This window comes from Agrobacterium sp. rho-8.1 (genome assembly GCF_033957725.1).
Taxonomy (GTDB): domain Bacteria; phylum Pseudomonadota; class Alphaproteobacteria; order Rhizobiales; family Rhizobiaceae; genus Agrobacterium.
On record NZ_CP192789.1, the window covers coordinates 788511 to 803930 of the forward strand.

Here is a 15420-nt window from a genome sequence, read left to right on the forward strand (position 1 = left end):
GAGATATTACCATGGCCATTCTTCTTCTGGCAGAACACGACAACGCAACCCTTTCCGACCAGACGGCAAAGACGCTGACGGCGGCAACCCAGATCGGCGGCGACGTCACCGTTCTCGTTGCAGGCTCCAGCGCAAAGGCGGCTGCCGATGAGGCCGCAAAGCTTTCCGGCGTTTCCAAGGTCCTGCTTGCCGACGATGCATCCTATGCCAACCAGCTCGCAGAGCCGCTCGCGGCCCTGATCGTCTCGCTTGCCCCTTCCTACGATGTCATCATCGCGCCCGCGACCGCATCGGCCAAGAACGTTTTGCCACGCGTGGCAGCACTTTTGGATGTGGCACAGGTTTCCGAGATCATCGAAGTCATCTCAGCCGATACGTTCAAGCGTCCGATTTATGCTGGCAACGCCATTCAGACGGTCCAGGCCAGCGACGCGAAAAAGGTCATCACCGTTCGCACGTCAACCTTTGCCCCGGCAGAAGCTGGGGGCTCCGCGTCTGTCGAAGCTGTTTCCGCTGCTGAAAACCCAGGCGTGTCCTCATTCGTATCGGACGCGTTGGCATCATCCGACCGTCCGGAACTGACATCGGCAAAGATCATCATCTCAGGTGGCCGTGCACTTGGTTCGTCTGAAAAGTTCAAGGAAGTTCTGCTGCCCGTGGCAGACAAGCTGGGTGCAGCCGTTGGTGCTTCACGTGCTGCCGTGGACGCAGGCTATGCGCCAAACGACTGGCAGGTCGGCCAGACCGGCAAGGTCGTTGCTCCCCAGCTTTACATCGCGGCTGGAATTTCCGGTGCCATCCAGCACTTGGCCGGTATGAAGGACAGCAAGGTCATCGTTGCCATCAACAAGGATGAGGAAGCGCCGATTTTCCAGGTTGCTGATTACGGCCTTGTGGCTGACCTTTTCGATGCTCTGCCTGAGCTTGAAAAAGCACTCTGATCCTTTCCCATCTTGGAAGCGGCGCGTTTTTTAAACGCGCCGCTTTTGTTTTTCGACAATACGCGTAACATCAATACAGAGCCAGAGCGCTTAGAACATGCCCTACAGGAGAACCACATTATGGCCGCCCCTATCAAGAATGTCGGTATTATTGGCGCCGGTCAGATGGGATGCGGCATAGCGCATGTTTCGGCGCTGGCCGGTTACAAGGTTCATATCTACGATCTGGCCAAGGATCGTATCGAAGCTGGCCTTGCCACCATAAACGGTAACTTGGCCCGCCAGGTCAGCAACGGCAAGATGCTGGACGAAGAGAGAAAGACGGCTCTCTCACTGATCGGCGGATCTTCCGACGTCAATGACCTCGCAGCAATGGACCTTGTCATCGAAGCCGCCACCGAGCACGAAGAAACCAAGCGCAAGATTTATGCGCAAATCTGCCCGGTTCTGAAACCAGAAGCGCTTCTGGCCACAAATACATCCTCGCTGTCCATTACCCGCCTCGCGTCTGCTACCGATCGCCCTGAACAATTCATGGGCATCCACTTCATGAACCCGGTACCGGTGATGAAGCTTGTGGAACTGGTGCGCGGCATTGCCACCGGTGAGCAGACGTTCGAGACCGCCAAGAATTTCGTGCGTTCGCTGGACAAGGCGATCACTGTTGCTGAAGACTTTCCCGCCTTCATCGTCAACCGCATTCTTCTGCCGATGATCAACGAAGCGATCTACACGCTTTACGAAGGCGTGGGTTCGGTCGAAGCCATCGATACCGCCATGAAGCTTGGCGCAAACCACCCGATGGGACCGCTGCAACTGGCCGACTTTATCGGCCTCGACACGTGTCTGTCGATCATGCAGGTGCTGCATGATGGCCTGGCCGACAGCAAATATCGCCCCTGCCCGCTTCTGGTCAAATATGTCGAAGCCGGATGGCTTGGCCGCAAATCCGGCCGTGGCTTTTACGATTACCGCGGCGAGACCCCAGTCCCCACGCGGTAAACGTCAAAACTTCATTTTGCCTTGGCAAATTCAACCAACGCCTTGGCATCCTGGCTGTCCCACGCTGCCGGGCCATTCATGGAGCCAAGCAGACAACCCTGATCATCGATGAGCAAGGTTGCGGGAAGGCCGAATGCGAGGCCTTCCTTTTTCAACGCGTTGAAGACGCCCATCGAACTGTCGCGATACAGCTTGAGGGAATCGATGCCGTATTCGCTCATGAATGCTTTGGGCTTTTCATCCTCACCCGTGTCGATGTTGATCGTAACAACCTCGAAATTCTCAGCACCTTTTTCCTTTTCGAGCGCGTTGAGTGCGGGCATTTCCTCGCGACACGGCACGCACCATGTGGCCCACAGGTTGAGAAGAACCGTCTTGCCTTTAAAATCGGCTTCACTTATCGCCGTGCCGTCTGGCCTCTTGAAGGACAACGGGATGACACGGGGGCGCTCGGCTGCGGACATGGCCGCAACCTGCCCCTTCAAAAGCGGCTTCAAAGACGCGATCCGCTTTGCCGCACCTTCACATAAACCCGATTGCGCCGCGACTTCCCCTTGAACCTGACCTTCAGACCCAATAAGCCTGAACATCATCACGCCCGCGCCGCAGACGATGCCGGCAACGGCAGCAACTGCAACAAGTTTGGCGGAAGGGAGCCTGAAAGGCCTTTTTTCTGTCATTAAATACTCCAGGGCACGCAAAACATGGCTGATGGCATTGAACAGAAATCCTCCAACCAGATGTGGGGCGGACGTTTCGCTTCCGGTCCCTCTGCCATCATGGAAGAGATAAATGCCTCCATCGACTTCGACAAGAAGCTTTATGCCCAGGACATCCGCGGCTCAATAGCGCATGCCACCATGCTGGCTGCAAAGGGCATTATTTCTGTTGAAGATAAAGACAAGATCATTCACGGCCTGAACACGATTCAGTCAGAGATCGAAGCCGGATCGTTCCAGTTTTCGCGAAAGCTCGAAGACATCCATATGAACATCGAGGCGCGCCTGGCCGACTTGATCGGCTCGGCAGCCGGGCGCCTCCACACGGCCCGTTCGCGCAACGACCAGGTGGCGCTCGATTTTCGTCTGTGGGTGAAAGAAGAACTGCAAAAAACCGAGGCTATGCTGACGGCCCTGATCGTCGCCTTCCTCGACCGTGCCGAAGAACACGCTGATACGGTCATGCCGGGCTTCACTCATCTGCAAACAGCCCAGCCCGTCACCTTCGGCCACCACTGCATGGCCTATGTCGAAATGATCGGCCGTGACCGCGCCCGCGTTCGTCACGCCATTGAGCATATGGACGAAAGCCCGATTGGTGCAGCAGCTCTCGCTGGCACGGGCTATCCGATCGATCGCCACATGACGGCGAAGGCGCTGGGTTTCCGCGAGCCTACGCGCAATTCCATCGATACCGTCTCCGACCGCGATTTTGCGTTGGAATTCCTGTCGATTGCGTCGATCTGCGCCACGCATCTGTCGCGTCTGGCTGAAGAAATCGTCATCTGGTCGACGCCGCAGTTCGGCTTCATCCGCCTGTCCGACGCATTTTCGACCGGCTCCTCCATCATGCCGCAGAAGAAGAACCCCGATGCTGCCGAACTGGTGCGCGCCAAGACAGGCCGTATCAATGGCTCGTTGATTGCCCTTCTCACCATTATGAAGGGTTTGCCGCTCGCCTATTCCAAAGACATGCAGGAAGACAAGGAACAGGTCTTCGATTCCGCCGAAAGCCTAGAACTTGCCATCGCCGCCATGACGGGCATGGTGCGTGATCTGGACGTGCGCGCTGACAAGATGCGTGAAGCTGCCGGGTCCGGTTATTCGACCGCGACAGATCTGGCCGATTGGCTCGTCCGCGAGGCGGGTCTGCCGTTCCGTGATGCCCACCATGCCACGGGTCACGCCGTCGCGCTGGCGGAACAGAAAGGCTGCGATCTGAGCGATCTTTCGCTGGAGGAATTGCAGTCGATCAATCCCGCGATAACAGCGGGCATTTTCGATGTTCTGTCCGTAGAAGCATCGGTCGCAAGTCGAACCAGCTTCGGCGGAACGGCGCCGTCGGAAGTGCGCAGGCAGATAGCCTGGTGGCGGGCGAAAAACTGATCAATCTGGCGTTACGTCGGCATCACAAGAAACAGGGTGCACAAGTGCCCTGTTTTTCGCTATCAGGAATGCAGAGATTTCCTTTGGACAGGCCCATGCTTTCAAAAACCTTGCGTAATTTCATCGTTCCCGTCGTCGTCACGCTTGCTGTCGGCCTTGCTGTTTCCGGATGCGGCCGCAAAGGCGATATCGATCCGCCGAGCACGCCGAAAGAACAGCGTAATCTGCGCTCGACAGAGGGGAAGGTACAGCCGACACCCGAACGGCCATTTATTCTCGATAAGCTCCTTTAAGGTCCAGCGACGTGAACCATTTTCACTACATCGACGGCGTGCTTCACGCCGAGAACGTTCCCGTGCCTGAAATCGCCAAGGCCGTCGGTACGCCATTCTATGTCTATTCCACGGCGACGCTGGAACGGCACTACAAGGTGTTTTCGGAGGCTTTTGCCGATGTCGATGCGATGGTTTGCTATGCAATGAAGGCAAATTCCAATCAGGCCGTCCTGAAAACCCTGGCAAAGCTCGGCGCTGGTGTCGATGTCGTGTCCGGTGGTGAACTGCGCCGCGCGCTGGCAGCCGGCATTCCGGCAAACCGCATCATGTTTTCTGGCGTTGGCAAGACCGTCGCGGAAATGGATCTGGCGCTTGAGGCGGGCATCTATTGCTTCAACATCGAATCCGAACCCGAGCTGGAAGTCCTGAACCTGCGTGCCCTCAAGGCCGATAAAAAGGCACATGTCTCCTTTCGCATCAATCCTGACGTCGATGCGGGAACCCATGCCAAGATTTCGACGGGCAAAAAAGAAAACAAGTTCGGCATTCCCTATGAGCGCGCGCGCGCCGTTTATGCCCATGCAGCAACCCTGCCCGGAATTGTCGTCAGCGGCATCGACATGCATATCGGCAGCCAGATCACCGAATTGCAGCCGTTCGAATCTGCATTCCGCCTGCTGCGCACACTGGTGGAATCGCTTCGCGGCGATGGCCATAGGATCAGCCACGTTGATATCGGCGGCGGTTTGGGCATTCCCTACCGCGAAGACAACAATCCACCCCCGCTACCGGATGCCTATGCCTATATCGTCAAGAACGAACTCAAAAGTCTGGACTGCAAAATCATCACCGAGCCTGGTCGTCTGATCGTCGGCAATGCCGGCATTCTGGTGACAGAAGTCATCTATGTGAAGGATGGCGGCGAAAAGACATTCGTGATTGTCGATGGTGCGATGAATGACCTCATTCGGCCTACCCTTTATGAAGCCTATCACGGCATCCGGCCCGTCGTTCAGCCTGCGCCAGACGCGCCGCGGATCAAGGCAGATATCGTCGGACCCGTCTGCGAAACAGGCGATTATCTAGCGCTTGACCGCGAGATGGCGGCACCTGAACCCGGCGATTTGATTGCCGTCAGTTCCGCAGGTGCCTATGGCGCGGTGCAGGCCGGAACATACAATTCAAGGCTTCTGGTCCCTGAAGTTCTGGTAAAGGGCAGCGAATTTCATGTCATCCGTCCACGCAGCACATACGAGGAATTGATCGCACTCGATTCCGTGCCAGATTGGCTTGCGTGATCACAATTGAGCGAATGAACCCGAAAAACAGGAGTTAGCGCTCGCTTCCCCTCGTCTTCGCCATAAAGAGTGTTATCTTCATTCACGTTGCACGGATTTGTTTTGCCATTTGAAACGTGGTGAAATCGGGTGGCCAGAACCGGGAGAACGGATTGATGACCACATCGAAACAGAGCGGAAAAGGCGGTTTTGAAAGCAGACCTGACCTTGCGCGCCGCGTTGCGTCAAAACGGTTTATCGCAAAACTGGTCATCGTTGCAGAACGCCTGGTGCCCAAGACCCTCGTTCCGCTCTCCATCGCCGCGCTGTTCATCGCCCTTGGTTGGTTCGGCCTTTACCGGCAAATGCCGGACATGGTGCGCTGGGTTGTCGTCTTTGTTGTCATCTTTGCGTTCATCACCTCGATTCTGCCGATTGCGCGCCTGAAATGGCCGACAAAAGATGAGGCCTCGCGCCTGCTGGAAGCGCGCAATGGCTTGGCCCACCAACCAGTCGGCGTTCAGGAAGACGAGCCCGCCTTCGAAACTCCATTCGCCCGTGCGCTTTGGAAAGAACACCAGTTGCGAATGGCGCAACGTATAGCGGCGTTGGACGCAGGACTCCCACAGCCAGACATTGCGCGCCATGATACGATGGCACTGCGCGCCATTCCGGCTTTGATCCTGATTGCCGCTTTCGGCTTTTCATTTTCCAATGGTGCTGGCGACATTACCGATGCGTTTCGCAATCGACCCGAAGGTGGACCTGCCAACCCGGATATTCGGCTTGATGCATGGGTGACCCCACCCTCCTACACTGGCCGCGCACCCATTTTCCTGACTGGGACTAATGCGACAGCAACGAACGCGATTTCTATGCCGCAAGCCTCAAAACTGACCATTCGAATGACCGGCGGAGAGGGCGACGAGACCGTAACCTTTGAGCCTGACGTTGGTGGAGAGATCAGGACACTCGCACCAGAAGGTGACGAAAAGACCGGGACGCAGACCGTTGCTTCGACAGAACAGGAAGCGGTTGATGCACCGCGTGCACCGCGCACGTTCGCCATGGATGTATCGGAAAGTGGCACTGTGGAAGCCAATGGCCAGCAATGGCAGTTCAACGTCATCCAGGATAAAGCCCCAACCATCGCTTTCGATAACATGCCGCGCCGCGCCGTGAACGGGGCATTGGAGATCGGTTTTACAGCCAAGGACGACTATGGCGTTCGCGAAGCCCATGCGGTGATCGAGCCTATCGGCCTTGAGGCGGACGCCAAACCGCTTTATCCCCCGCCGGAATTCAAACTGGACCTGCCACGACAGAACCCACGTGAGATGAAAGGCGTAACCAGCCGCAATCTGACAGAACATCCGATGGCTGGAAAAAAGGTTCGGATCACACTTGTGGCGACCGATGGTATGGGTCAAACTGGCCGCAGCCCTACGCAGGAGATGATCCTGCCGGGCCGGAATTTTTCAGAGCCACTCGCCGCTTCGATTGTTGAACAGCGGCAAATCTTTTCGCTCGACACCCGCCAGATGCCGAAAGCCATCGCTTTCAATGAAGCTGTTGGCATGCGGCCCGACGAGACCATTCCCAACACGACACATTATCTGCTGCTGCAATCGGCCAAGGCTCGAATGAAGCTCGCCTATAACGAGGAGATGTTGAAGAATACATCGGACTACCTGTGGGAAGTCGCACTTGGTATCGAAGACGGTGATCTCTCACAGGCCGAACAAAGGCTTCGTGACGCACAGAAGGCGCTATCGGAGGCTATCGATCGCAAAGCAGGCGATGAAGAAATCGCCAAGCTGATGCAGGAGCTTCGCGAAGCGATGAAGGAATTCATGAGTGAACTTGCCCAGCGCATGCAAAATGCGCCGCAAGCCAACATGAACCAGCAGGCACAAAATGTGCTGCGCCAGCGTGATCTGGAAAACATGATGAACCAGATCGAAAATCTGGCGCGCTCCGGGAACCGTGACGCGGCACAGGAAATGCTGTCCCAGATGCAGCGCATGATGAACAATCTTCAGGCCGGTCGTCCACAACGCGGACAACAGGGCCAACAGCAGCAGCAAAACGGCCAGTTACGCCAACAGATCGACAAGCTGGGCGAGATCATGCAGCAACAGCAAAAGCTGATGGATGAAACCTTCAAGCTGGATCAGGCTCTTCGCGACCGCATGCAGCGCGGTGATCAACCTCAGGATGAAGAGGGCGGCGATCCGCAAATGGGTGAGAACGGTCAGCAACCGCCCAACCAGCAGGGCCAGCGACAACAGGGACAAAACCCGACAGACCAGATGACCGCCGAGCAGCTTCGCGAGGCGTTGAAAAACCTGCGGCAGCAGCAGGATGGACTTGGAAAGCAACTGGGCGAGTTGCAAAAGGGTCTGCGCGATCTCGGCATGGAGCCCGGGCAGAATTTCGGCAAGGCCGAACAGGACATGAAGGGCGCCGGCCAGGCTCTGGGTGATAGCCAGGGCGAGCAGGCCGTCGAGGGACAGGGCAACGCCTTGAATGCTCTGCGTCAGGGTGCTCAGGATATGATGGGGCAGATGATGCAGGCCATGCGCCAGCAGGGTCAGCAGCCCGGACAGGGACAGGAAGGCATGATGGGTCAAGGCGGTCAGAACGGGCGCGATCCGCTCGGTCGTCCACGTGAAAGCAATGGCCCGGACTTCGGTGATAACCAGGTCCGCGTTCCCGATGAAATCGATGTCCAACGGGCCCGTGAGATTCTGGAAGCCATTCGCGAGAAGCTGGGCAATAACCCGCCAGGTGAAGTCGAGCGTCGATACCTGGAACGCCTCTTGGACATAGAGTGACTTCGTTCTCACCGATAAGGGCGGTTCGACCGCCCTTATGTCATTCTATTTGGGAGAATTAGGCAGGAACGGCTGCCAGGGCCCTTGCAACTGCCTTGCGAATATCGGGAAGCGCGAAGGGCTTTGGAATGACGTCGATGATTTTCTCCATCAGATCGTCGGCGCGTTCGCGCTGCTCGGCATAACCCGTCATCAAGAGGATTTTCAGGTTTGGGAATTGTGATGCGGCGCGGTGCGCCAGCTCAATACCATCCATGACCGGCATGCGGATATCGGATAGCAGAAGGTCGAACTTGCCTTCACTCAGTTTCTCGAAACCCTGCTCGCCATCGGCGGCTTCATATGTTTCGTGCCCGTCCAGACGCAATGCGCGGGCTACGAAAGACCGCAATGCATCCTCATCTTCAGTAATCAGTATTTTTGCCATTTTCCATCGCTCCTGGTATTCATTCCAGCGAGCTCAAACTCGGTCATTTCCCTTTGCAAGAGGTAAATGAAAGTCGCCATCTGAGTGGCATGGTTAACAATCCATGCTTTTTTCGGCCACCAAACGTTGTGGAACGAGGCAGCCTATCTTACTCGGCATCACCGGTAACGACCCCGACGAAAGGCAGTTCCCGGAAGGCATAGGCCACATCCATTCCGTATCCGACGACAAAGTAATCGGGGCATTCGAAGCCGACATAGTCAGCCTCCAGCTTTTCCTTGCGCTTGACTTTCTTGTCCAGCAGCACGGCAATCGAGACATTGCGGGCCCCGCGCTCATAAAGCAGTTCCTTGGCAAACAGCAAAGTACGGCCGGATTCGAGAATATCATCGATCAACAGAACATCACGGTCTTTCACGTCGCTGTCGATGTCTTTGACGATCCGCACACCCTGCGAAACCATGCCCGTACCGTAGCTCGACAGCGTGATGAACTCCACTTCGGGTGCAAGACCGCTATCATGCAAAGCGCGGATCAGGTCGGCCGCAAAAATGAAAGAGCCTTTGAGAACAGCGATGACCAACAGGTCGTTGGTCGGGCCCGTTGCGATAAGCTTGGCCATATCACGGTTACGCTCCGCAATCTGCTCGGCAGTGTAAAGCGGCTCGATATTTTTTCCACGGACGACGGGCATGTGTTCTCCTGCGCTTATCCGGCGCGCAGTATCATTGGGATACGGACAGCCGAAATAGTAAGAAGGGCGTCCGGTAGCATAATCAACGCTCGGAAGCATCCGTTTGTGCGAAAGAAAGCGTGATTTTGGGTGTTTTTCCACCGGGATACCGCAGCTTTGCCGTGAAGCCCTGACTAGCGCCGGCTTTGATTTCGGATACCGGCGGTTCGATCAGCATGCTTGCGACCTTCTCGCCCTTGGCCACGAAAAGATCGGCGCGGATCGCCGGTATGTCCTGTACCGCGCCGCTTTTGTTTTCAACGATCCCATTGATGACAAGAACTTCCATACCGCCTGCGTCCTGTGGGGTAATCGTAATATGGCTGATATCAAGCGGCTCGACGACAGCAGCAACAGCTTCATTCTTGTGGAGGATCATTGCAAAGCCGCCGGACAGAAAGAAGACCCCCACCACCGCAGCGGCGACGATGGCAGAGTAGCCATCAACGGAGAGACCTGACAATTTTCTATCGATCCGTTCTATCGTGAAACGAAAAGCATCCAGCGCTGTAAATGACGTCGACACACTCCCTTGGGAAGCAGCGCGCTGGTTGTCATTGCCATAGTCTCGTACAGGCGTTTCCTTTATCGTGACAAACTCGGCATCTAAGATGTCTGTGTTGGAACATGCACGCGCTTTTTGGCGCGGCGGCGGTTCCGGCATCAAAAGGTCCAAATCGAATGCCGCTTGCCGGCGAGATGAACGGAACATAGCCATGAAGTTCCCTCGGTCAGGTTTTCGGCCCCATAAAACTGGGCATTGAATGAAAGCCTGACCAGTCGTAAATTTAATTGGTTAATGCTTCGCAAAGATCATTCCTTAAGCCACCCACACACCGTACGTTGGATATAAAAAGCTATGATATTGATGCGAATCGCGCACCACGAAAGCAAAAGACTGGAAATTCGTTGATCCATTTCGAAAATGTCGGATTAAGATACGGCATGGGCCCTGAAATTTTAAGGGACATGACGTTCAATATTCCCAAAGGATCTTTCCAGTTTTTGACGGGCCCGTCTGGCGCGGGGAAAACCACACTTTTACGCCTGCTGCTGATGTCGCTGCAGCCGACACGGGGACATATCCGCATGTTCAGCCGCGATGTGTCGCGCATACCCCGTAGCGAACTCCCCCTGCTGCGCCGCCGCGTCGGCATCGTGTTCCAGGACTTTCGTTTGCTTGATCATCTTACCACTTACGAGAATGTAGCGCTGCCGTTGCGCGTACGCGGCAAGGAGGAAAGTGCCTATCGCAATGATGTGATCGAGCTGTTGAAATGGGTCGGACTGGGCGAACGTATCAACGTCTTGCCGCCTATTTTGTCCGGCGGTGAAAAACAGCGCGCCGCGATTGCGCGCGCGCTGATGGACCAGCCCGAAATTCTCCTTGCCGATGAGCCGACCGGTAACGTTGATCCGCCGATGGCAAAGCGCCTGCTCAATCTCTTCATGGAATTGAACAGGCTCGGTACCGCCGTCGTCATCGCCACCCATGATTTCGGTTTGATGGATCAGGTCGATGCTCGCCGCATGATTTTGACCGAAGGGCGGCTCGACGTCTATGGATGAGATGAAGCGCAAGCCACTCAAGCCCGCGCAAAAATCAGCGCCGAAACTGCCGCAGATGCGCATCCGGCCGATGGCACCCATCCTGCCGCCGTCCAACATTCAAGGCAATGCGCTGATCGTCGTTATCGCGATCATGGCGTTTCTGGCTTGTCTAACGCTCGGCGCCGTCAGCATGGTCCGCACCACCGCGACCAGTTGGCAAAGCCAGATTTCCAGAGAGATCACCATTCAGATCAAGCCCGAGGAAGGGCTGGACATGGATGCAGCCCTGACCAAAGCCCGCAATCTGGCTCTGAGCTTCGTCGGTACCCGGGAGGGAACAGTCATGGACGAGGCGGCCACCGCTCGCCTTCTGGAGCCTTGGCTGGGCGCGGGCCTCGATCTGTCGGAGCTTCCCGTTCCACGTCTCGTCATCATCACGATCGATGAAACCAATCCACCGGATTTCGAGGCCATGCGTGCGATGCTCAAAACGGAGATACCTCAGGCGTTTCTCGACGATCACCGCACCTGGGTCGATCGTCTGGTGTCGATGGCCCATACGACGGTGATGATCGGACTGGGCGTGCTGATTCTGGTGTTCAGCGCCATGGTTTTGACGGTGGTTTTTGCCACCCGTGGCGCGCTGTCTGGAAACCGGCATATTGTGGAGGTTCTGCATTTCGTCGGGGCTGAGAGCAGCTTCGTTGCACGGGAGTTTCAAAAACACTTCTTGAAAATCAGCCTGAAGGGTTCAGGGGCCGGGAGTGCTTTGGCAGCGGCGGTCTTTCTCGCTGCCGGTTTTTGGCAGTCCCGCTCCCTCGCAACGCCCCAGAGCGATCAGGCCAGCGCTCTGTTCGGTTCCTTTTCCGTTGGCATGGATGGCTACATCGGAATTTTTGCAACCATGATGGTGATTGCTCTGCTCACCACACTGACCGCGCGTCTGACTGTCATTCGGACCATCGACGATATCGACCGCGTCCGTTCAGACCCGTCGAAAAGTGAAGGTGTATAAGACAAACAGGCGCGCGCCACCAAGTCGCCATGAATGCCTGTTCCTTGTCTTCATGCAAGCTTATGGATAACTCATGGCAATGAGTCGCATAGACCCCGATGACGAATCGACCGCAACGACGCGAAATGGATGGCTTTCGCGGCGTGGTCGTTTGCGTCGTTTCGTGCGGATAACTATCCTGCTCTTCGTCGTTGTCGTCGGCGCTGTCTTCGGCGGGTTTCTATGGTTTGCAGATTCGGTGGCGTCCATGCGCCCACCCTCCAGCACCAAGGCCGATGCCATCATTGTTCTCACAGGAGGATATCTGCGCATTGACCAGGCGGTCGGCTTGCTTCGGGATGGCGTGGGCAAGCGGTTGCTGATTTCAGGGGTCAACCCTGCCACCAGCCGGGCGCAAATCAGAAAGATGACGCAAAGTTCGTCCGATCTTTTTGCCTGTTGCGTGGATATGGGTTACCAGGCGGTCGACACGATCGGCAACGCCAACGAGGCGTCCAAGTGGATCAAGGACCGCGGCTATTCGTCCGTCGTTATCGTTACCAATAATTACCACATGCACCGCTCACTTCACGAGCTCCATAGCACCAGCCCCGGTACGAATTTCATTGCCTATCCCGTGATCAATTCGGATCTCGCCCGCACCAACTGGTTCGTGAATCCGGACGTTGTGCGCACCATGATCATCGAATATATCAAGTTCGTTGCCGTGGCCGCGCGCGACATCACCGGCGTCGGTAAGGGCAACGGCCTGCGAAACAGCGATACGCCTTGACCCCGAACTGCGCGACATCGGATGGGTCTTGCTGAAACACCTCGTTTTCGTGTAGGCGTTCAGCGCTGCTGACAACTCGGAAGAACGCTTCTCTCGTTGATCCGCGCGCGCCCGGAGAAGCCTTTTTATGCTCAGACTGCGTTCCATTCTCTTCAACACGCTGTTTTATATCAATCTCATCGTGCGGATGCTGATCCTGACACCGATCTATTTCATCGTGCCGCGAAAAGTCGCCTTTGAAATTCCCAAGGCCTGGGCACGGTCCAATCACTGGCTGATGGAAAAGATTGTCGGTACGACATTCGAGATCGAGGGGCTCGAAAATATTCCCGAAACCGGATGCATCTTTGCACCCAAGCATCAATCTTTCTGGGACACCTATGCTCTGCTGCCCAATCTCAAGGACCCTGTCTATATCCTGAAGCGTGAGTTGATGTGGATACCACTCTTCGGCTGGTACGTCGCCAAGCAGCGGATGATCCCGGTCAACCGGGCTGCGCGCGGCAAGGTCATGCTGAAGGTCATGGAACGCGCCAAGGAAGAAATGGCCAAAGGCCGAGAGCTGATTATCTACCCCGAGGGTACACGCCGCCCACCCGGTGCGGAGCCGGAGTATCGTTACGGCATCGCCCGTCTTTACCGGGACCTGAAAGTCCCGGTCGTGCCTGTCGCTATGCACCCCGGCCTTTTCTGGCCACGCCGCTCCACCATGCGTTATCCCGGCCATTTCAAGGTGCGTATCCTGCCACCGATCCAGCCCGGTCTCGATCCCGATGTTTTTTTCAAGCGGCTGATCGAAGTGACCGAAAAAGCGAGCGACGAGCTGCTTTTGGAAACCGCACGCGACAATCCAGCACTTCCATTGCCTGCGACAGCGCAAAAGAGACTGGCAGAGCTTCAGGGGAAGACGACAGACTGAGCCTCGACATCGGCTGCGACCTGCTCGAGTATAGCGTCACGTATGCCCATGTCCTGAAGATGCTGAACGGTGTTGAAAACGTAATCGGCATTCGGTCCCGAACGTCCCGACGCATGCCGCACGATCCGGGCGGCGTCCTCCACTCCAAGCCCACCGACATATTGCGGATGTTGGGGATCGGCTACATAGGTCATGGCGGGTTGTCGCCTTCCGTCGATTAGGCCAACGGCAATAACACGTTCCTTGTAGACATTGCTGACCAGTTCGCGTTCACGCAAATAGGCGACGACGGGTTCGCGGTCGGCATTGGCGACTCGAAATGCAACGCCTTGGCAAGAGCCGCCCCGCTCAAGCCCAAGCACCAATCCGGGATTTTCGTCCGTGCCGCGATAAACATTCGAACGGATGCACAGCGATCGGCGATAGCCATACAGCCGCGCCTGCTGACGCTCCTGAAACGGGAAGCCCGGATTCCACATCAACGAACCATAGCCAAAGACCCAAAAATCGTCCATATCGCAAGCCAAACCAAATCACCTGTGTTTTACCATTGGAGATCATCATGGCAGCGTCAAGCCAATCCCGAACAGGCAGAAAATACCTTTTTCTCGGTCTTGGGATAATAATTTTCGTTGCCATCTACTCAGCTGGTTGGTTTTACGCCGCCCAGCGGCTTCAGGAAACTGTCATTCGCACGCTTGCACCTGGCGGCTCGGCAGGAATAACCGGAGAATGCAAGGACATCGCCTTCAGGGGCTACCCATTTCGCATCGGCCTGTTCTGCTCCACGATCGACGTCAAGAATACAAACAATAACATGACTGCATCCTTCGGAGCGTTGCGTTCGGCAGCGCAGATTTACGCCCCACGTCATATCGTATGGGAACTGGACTCTCCCGCAACCATCCAGACTGGGCACGGACTGAATATTTCGGCGCAATGGGCCAATATGCAATCCAGCCTCGTCACCAAATTGAAGGGTGTCGATCGCACTTCACTCGTGATCGACGGGCTGAAGGCGACGGCAGTTTCGTCCGTTACCGCCCAGACCATCAATTTCGATGCGGCAAAGACCGAAGTTCATCTACGCCAAAACGGCGCCGACCTCGATGGTGCCATCACGCTGACGGACACATCCACCGTCATAAAGGATTGGCCACAGCTTTTGCCGCGCTTGAATGCCATTGCCGATGTAACGCTCGCCGGCAAGGCAGGAATGATCGACGGCAGTGACCGGACCGGGCTCTACGGTGCCAGTGGCGAGTTGCGCCGTGTGATGCTGGACATAGGCGATGGTCGCACCATGCGCATCACGGGTCCGTTCTCGTTTGATGATCAGGGCTATCTCTCCGGCCAGTTCAAGCTGGAAATCGAAAAGCTGGGCGAATGGGCCGATAACGCCAAGCAGACCTTCCCTCAGCTGCAATCGACCATCGATACCGCTCGCAAACTGCTACGCGCTCTGGCAGGCGGTGGTGACAGAGCATCGGTCGATCTGGTCGTTGACCGTGGCCGCGCGACCGTCAGCGGTTTCATTCCCCTAGGAAAGATCCCACCGATCTGAAA

General features: G+C 56.2%; 16 protein-coding genes. 11 read left to right on the forward strand and 5 right to left on the reverse strand.

Translation table 11 applies throughout. The features are described 5' to 3' along the window. Positions 1-11 precede the first annotated feature (11 nt). Together RMR21_RS18530 and RMR21_RS18535 are read left to right on the forward strand one after the other, a co-directional pair. Complete coding sequence (locus RMR21_RS18530) at positions 12-941, forward strand: electron transfer flavoprotein subunit alpha/FixB family protein (protein WP_498670913.1); 930 nt, start codon at positions 12-14, stop codon at positions 939-941. A gap of 120 nt (positions 942-1061) precedes the next feature. Then, the gene (locus tag RMR21_RS18535; RefSeq protein ID WP_174155625.1) at positions 1062-1943 is read left to right on the forward strand and encodes a 3-hydroxybutyryl-CoA dehydrogenase; all 882 of its coding nucleotides are present in this window, start codon (positions 1062-1064) and stop codon (positions 1941-1943) included. 11 nt (positions 1944-1954) lie between these two features. On the opposite strand, the gene tlpA is transcribed toward RMR21_RS18535, so the two are convergent. Then, on the reverse strand, positions 1955-2623 hold the full coding sequence (gene tlpA / locus RMR21_RS18540) for a thiol:disulfide interchange protein TlpA (protein ID WP_498670914.1): 669 nt from the start codon (positions 2621-2623) through the stop codon (positions 1955-1957). A gap of 24 nt (positions 2624-2647) precedes the next feature. Here tlpA and argH point away from each other — a divergent pair, with 24 nt between their 5' ends. The 4 genes from argH (at position 2648) to RMR21_RS18560 (ending at position 8437) form a co-directional block, all read left to right on the forward strand. Continuing rightward, complete coding sequence (gene argH / locus RMR21_RS18545) at positions 2648-4048, forward strand: argininosuccinate lyase (RefSeq protein WP_498670915.1); 1401 nt, start codon at positions 2648-2650, stop codon at positions 4046-4048. A 95-nt stretch (positions 4049-4143) separates the two neighbouring features. Beyond that, on the forward strand, positions 4144-4341 hold the full coding sequence (lptM, locus tag RMR21_RS18550) for an LPS translocon maturation chaperone LptM (RefSeq protein WP_174155628.1): 198 nt from the start codon (positions 4144-4146) through the stop codon (positions 4339-4341). An 11-nt stretch (positions 4342-4352) separates the two neighbouring features. Then, positions 4353-5621: a diaminopimelate decarboxylase gene (gene lysA / locus RMR21_RS18555; protein WP_498670916.1), complete on the forward strand. Its 1269-nt coding sequence runs from the start codon at positions 4353-4355 to the stop codon at positions 5619-5621. 155 nt (positions 5622-5776) lie between these two features. Beyond that, entirely contained in the window at positions 5777-8437 is a 2661-nt protein-coding gene (locus tag RMR21_RS18560) for a TIGR02302 family protein (RefSeq protein ID WP_498670917.1), read from the forward strand. A gap of 58 nt (positions 8438-8495) precedes the next feature. Here RMR21_RS18560 and RMR21_RS18565 read toward each other — a convergent pair whose 3' ends face one another. From RMR21_RS18565 to RMR21_RS18575, 3 genes are all read right to left on the reverse strand, one after another. After that, positions 8496-8864 (reverse strand): response regulator, encoded by a 369-nt coding sequence (locus tag RMR21_RS18565; protein ID WP_498670918.1) that lies wholly within the window; start codon positions 8862-8864, stop codon positions 8496-8498. A gap of 148 nt (positions 8865-9012) precedes the next feature. Then, a complete protein-coding gene (gene hpt, locus RMR21_RS18570; RefSeq protein WP_174155631.1) occupies positions 9013-9558 on the reverse strand; it encodes a hypoxanthine phosphoribosyltransferase in 546 nt (181 codons plus the stop codon). Between the two features lie 82 nt (positions 9559-9640). Then, positions 9641-10309 (reverse strand): hypothetical protein, encoded by a 669-nt coding sequence (locus RMR21_RS18575; protein WP_498671803.1) that lies wholly within the window; start codon positions 10307-10309, stop codon positions 9641-9643. A gap of 197 nt (positions 10310-10506) precedes the next feature. On the opposite strand from RMR21_RS18575, the gene ftsE reads away from it, so the two are divergent. The 4 genes from ftsE (at position 10507) to RMR21_RS18595 (ending at position 13854) form a co-directional block, all read left to right on the forward strand. After that, complete coding sequence (gene ftsE / locus RMR21_RS18580) at positions 10507-11166, forward strand: cell division ATP-binding protein FtsE (protein ID WP_174155632.1); 660 nt, start codon at positions 10507-10509, stop codon at positions 11164-11166. 1 nt (position 11167) lies between these two features. Next, positions 11168-12163 (forward strand): cell division protein FtsX, encoded by a 996-nt coding sequence (locus tag RMR21_RS18585; RefSeq protein ID WP_498671805.1) that lies wholly within the window; start codon positions 11168-11170, stop codon positions 12161-12163. A 73-nt stretch (positions 12164-12236) separates the two neighbouring features. After that, positions 12237-12935 (forward strand): YdcF family protein, encoded by a 699-nt coding sequence (locus RMR21_RS18590; protein ID WP_498670919.1) that lies wholly within the window; start codon positions 12237-12239, stop codon positions 12933-12935. A 127-nt stretch (positions 12936-13062) separates the two neighbouring features. Next, on the forward strand, positions 13063-13854 hold the full coding sequence (locus tag RMR21_RS18595) for a lysophospholipid acyltransferase family protein (protein WP_498670920.1): 792 nt from the start codon (positions 13063-13065) through the stop codon (positions 13852-13854). On the opposite strand, the gene RMR21_RS18600 is transcribed toward RMR21_RS18595, so the two are convergent. Further along, positions 13833-14369 carry a gamma-glutamylcyclotransferase gene (locus tag RMR21_RS18600; protein WP_498670921.1) on the reverse strand — a complete coding sequence of 179 codons (537 nt, stop codon included), beginning with the start codon at positions 14367-14369 and terminating at the stop codon, positions 13833-13835. The two genes, RMR21_RS18595 and RMR21_RS18600, sit on opposite strands and share 22 nt — an antisense overlap. Before the next feature lie 47 nt (positions 14370-14416). On the opposite strand from RMR21_RS18600, the gene RMR21_RS18605 reads away from it, so the two are divergent. Further along, a complete protein-coding gene (locus RMR21_RS18605; RefSeq protein WP_498670922.1) occupies positions 14417-15418 on the forward strand; it encodes a DUF2125 domain-containing protein in 1002 nt (333 codons plus the stop codon). Positions 15419-15420: the final 2 nt, after the last annotated feature.

Excerpts from the sequence above, each read along its gene's own strand:
- RMR21_RS18530 (WP_498670913.1), top strand. The coding sequence starts at position 12 with ATGGCCATTCTTCTTCTGGCAGAACACGACAACGCAACCCTTTCCGAC.
- RMR21_RS18560 (WP_498670917.1), top strand. The coding sequence starts at position 5,777 with ATGACCACATCGAAACAGAGCGGAAAAGGCGGTTTTGAAAGCAGACCT.
- RMR21_RS18535 (WP_174155625.1), top strand. The coding sequence starts at position 1,062 with ATGGCCGCCCCTATCAAGAATGTCGGTATTATTGGCGCCGGTCAGATG.
- hpt (WP_174155631.1), bottom strand. The coding sequence starts at position 9,558 with ATGCCCGTCGTCCGTGGAAAAAATATCGAGCCGCTTTACACTGCCGAG.
- RMR21_RS18590 (WP_498670919.1), top strand. The coding sequence starts at position 12,237 with ATGGCAATGAGTCGCATAGACCCCGATGACGAATCGACCGCAACGACG.
- RMR21_RS18600 (WP_498670921.1), bottom strand. The coding sequence starts at position 14,369 with ATGGACGATTTTTGGGTCTTTGGCTATGGTTCGTTGATGTGGAATCCG.
- RMR21_RS18595 (WP_498670920.1), top strand. The coding sequence starts at position 13,063 with ATGCTCAGACTGCGTTCCATTCTCTTCAACACGCTGTTTTATATCAAT.
- RMR21_RS18605 (WP_498670922.1), top strand. The coding sequence starts at position 14,417 with ATGGCAGCGTCAAGCCAATCCCGAACAGGCAGAAAATACCTTTTTCTC.
- lptM (WP_174155628.1), top strand. The coding sequence starts at position 4,144 with ATGCTTTCAAAAACCTTGCGTAATTTCATCGTTCCCGTCGTCGTCACG.
- argH (WP_498670915.1), top strand. The coding sequence starts at position 2,648 with ATGGCTGATGGCATTGAACAGAAATCCTCCAACCAGATGTGGGGCGGA.
- tlpA (WP_498670914.1), bottom strand. The coding sequence starts at position 2,623 with ATGACAGAAAAAAGGCCTTTCAGGCTCCCTTCCGCCAAACTTGTTGCA.
- RMR21_RS18565 (WP_498670918.1), bottom strand. The coding sequence starts at position 8,864 with ATGGCAAAAATACTGATTACTGAAGATGAGGATGCATTGCGGTCTTTC.
- RMR21_RS18585 (WP_498671805.1), top strand. The coding sequence starts at position 11,168 with ATGAAGCGCAAGCCACTCAAGCCCGCGCAAAAATCAGCGCCGAAACTG.
- RMR21_RS18575 (WP_498671803.1), bottom strand. The coding sequence starts at position 10,309 with ATGTTCCGTTCATCTCGCCGGCAAGCGGCATTCGATTTGGACCTTTTG.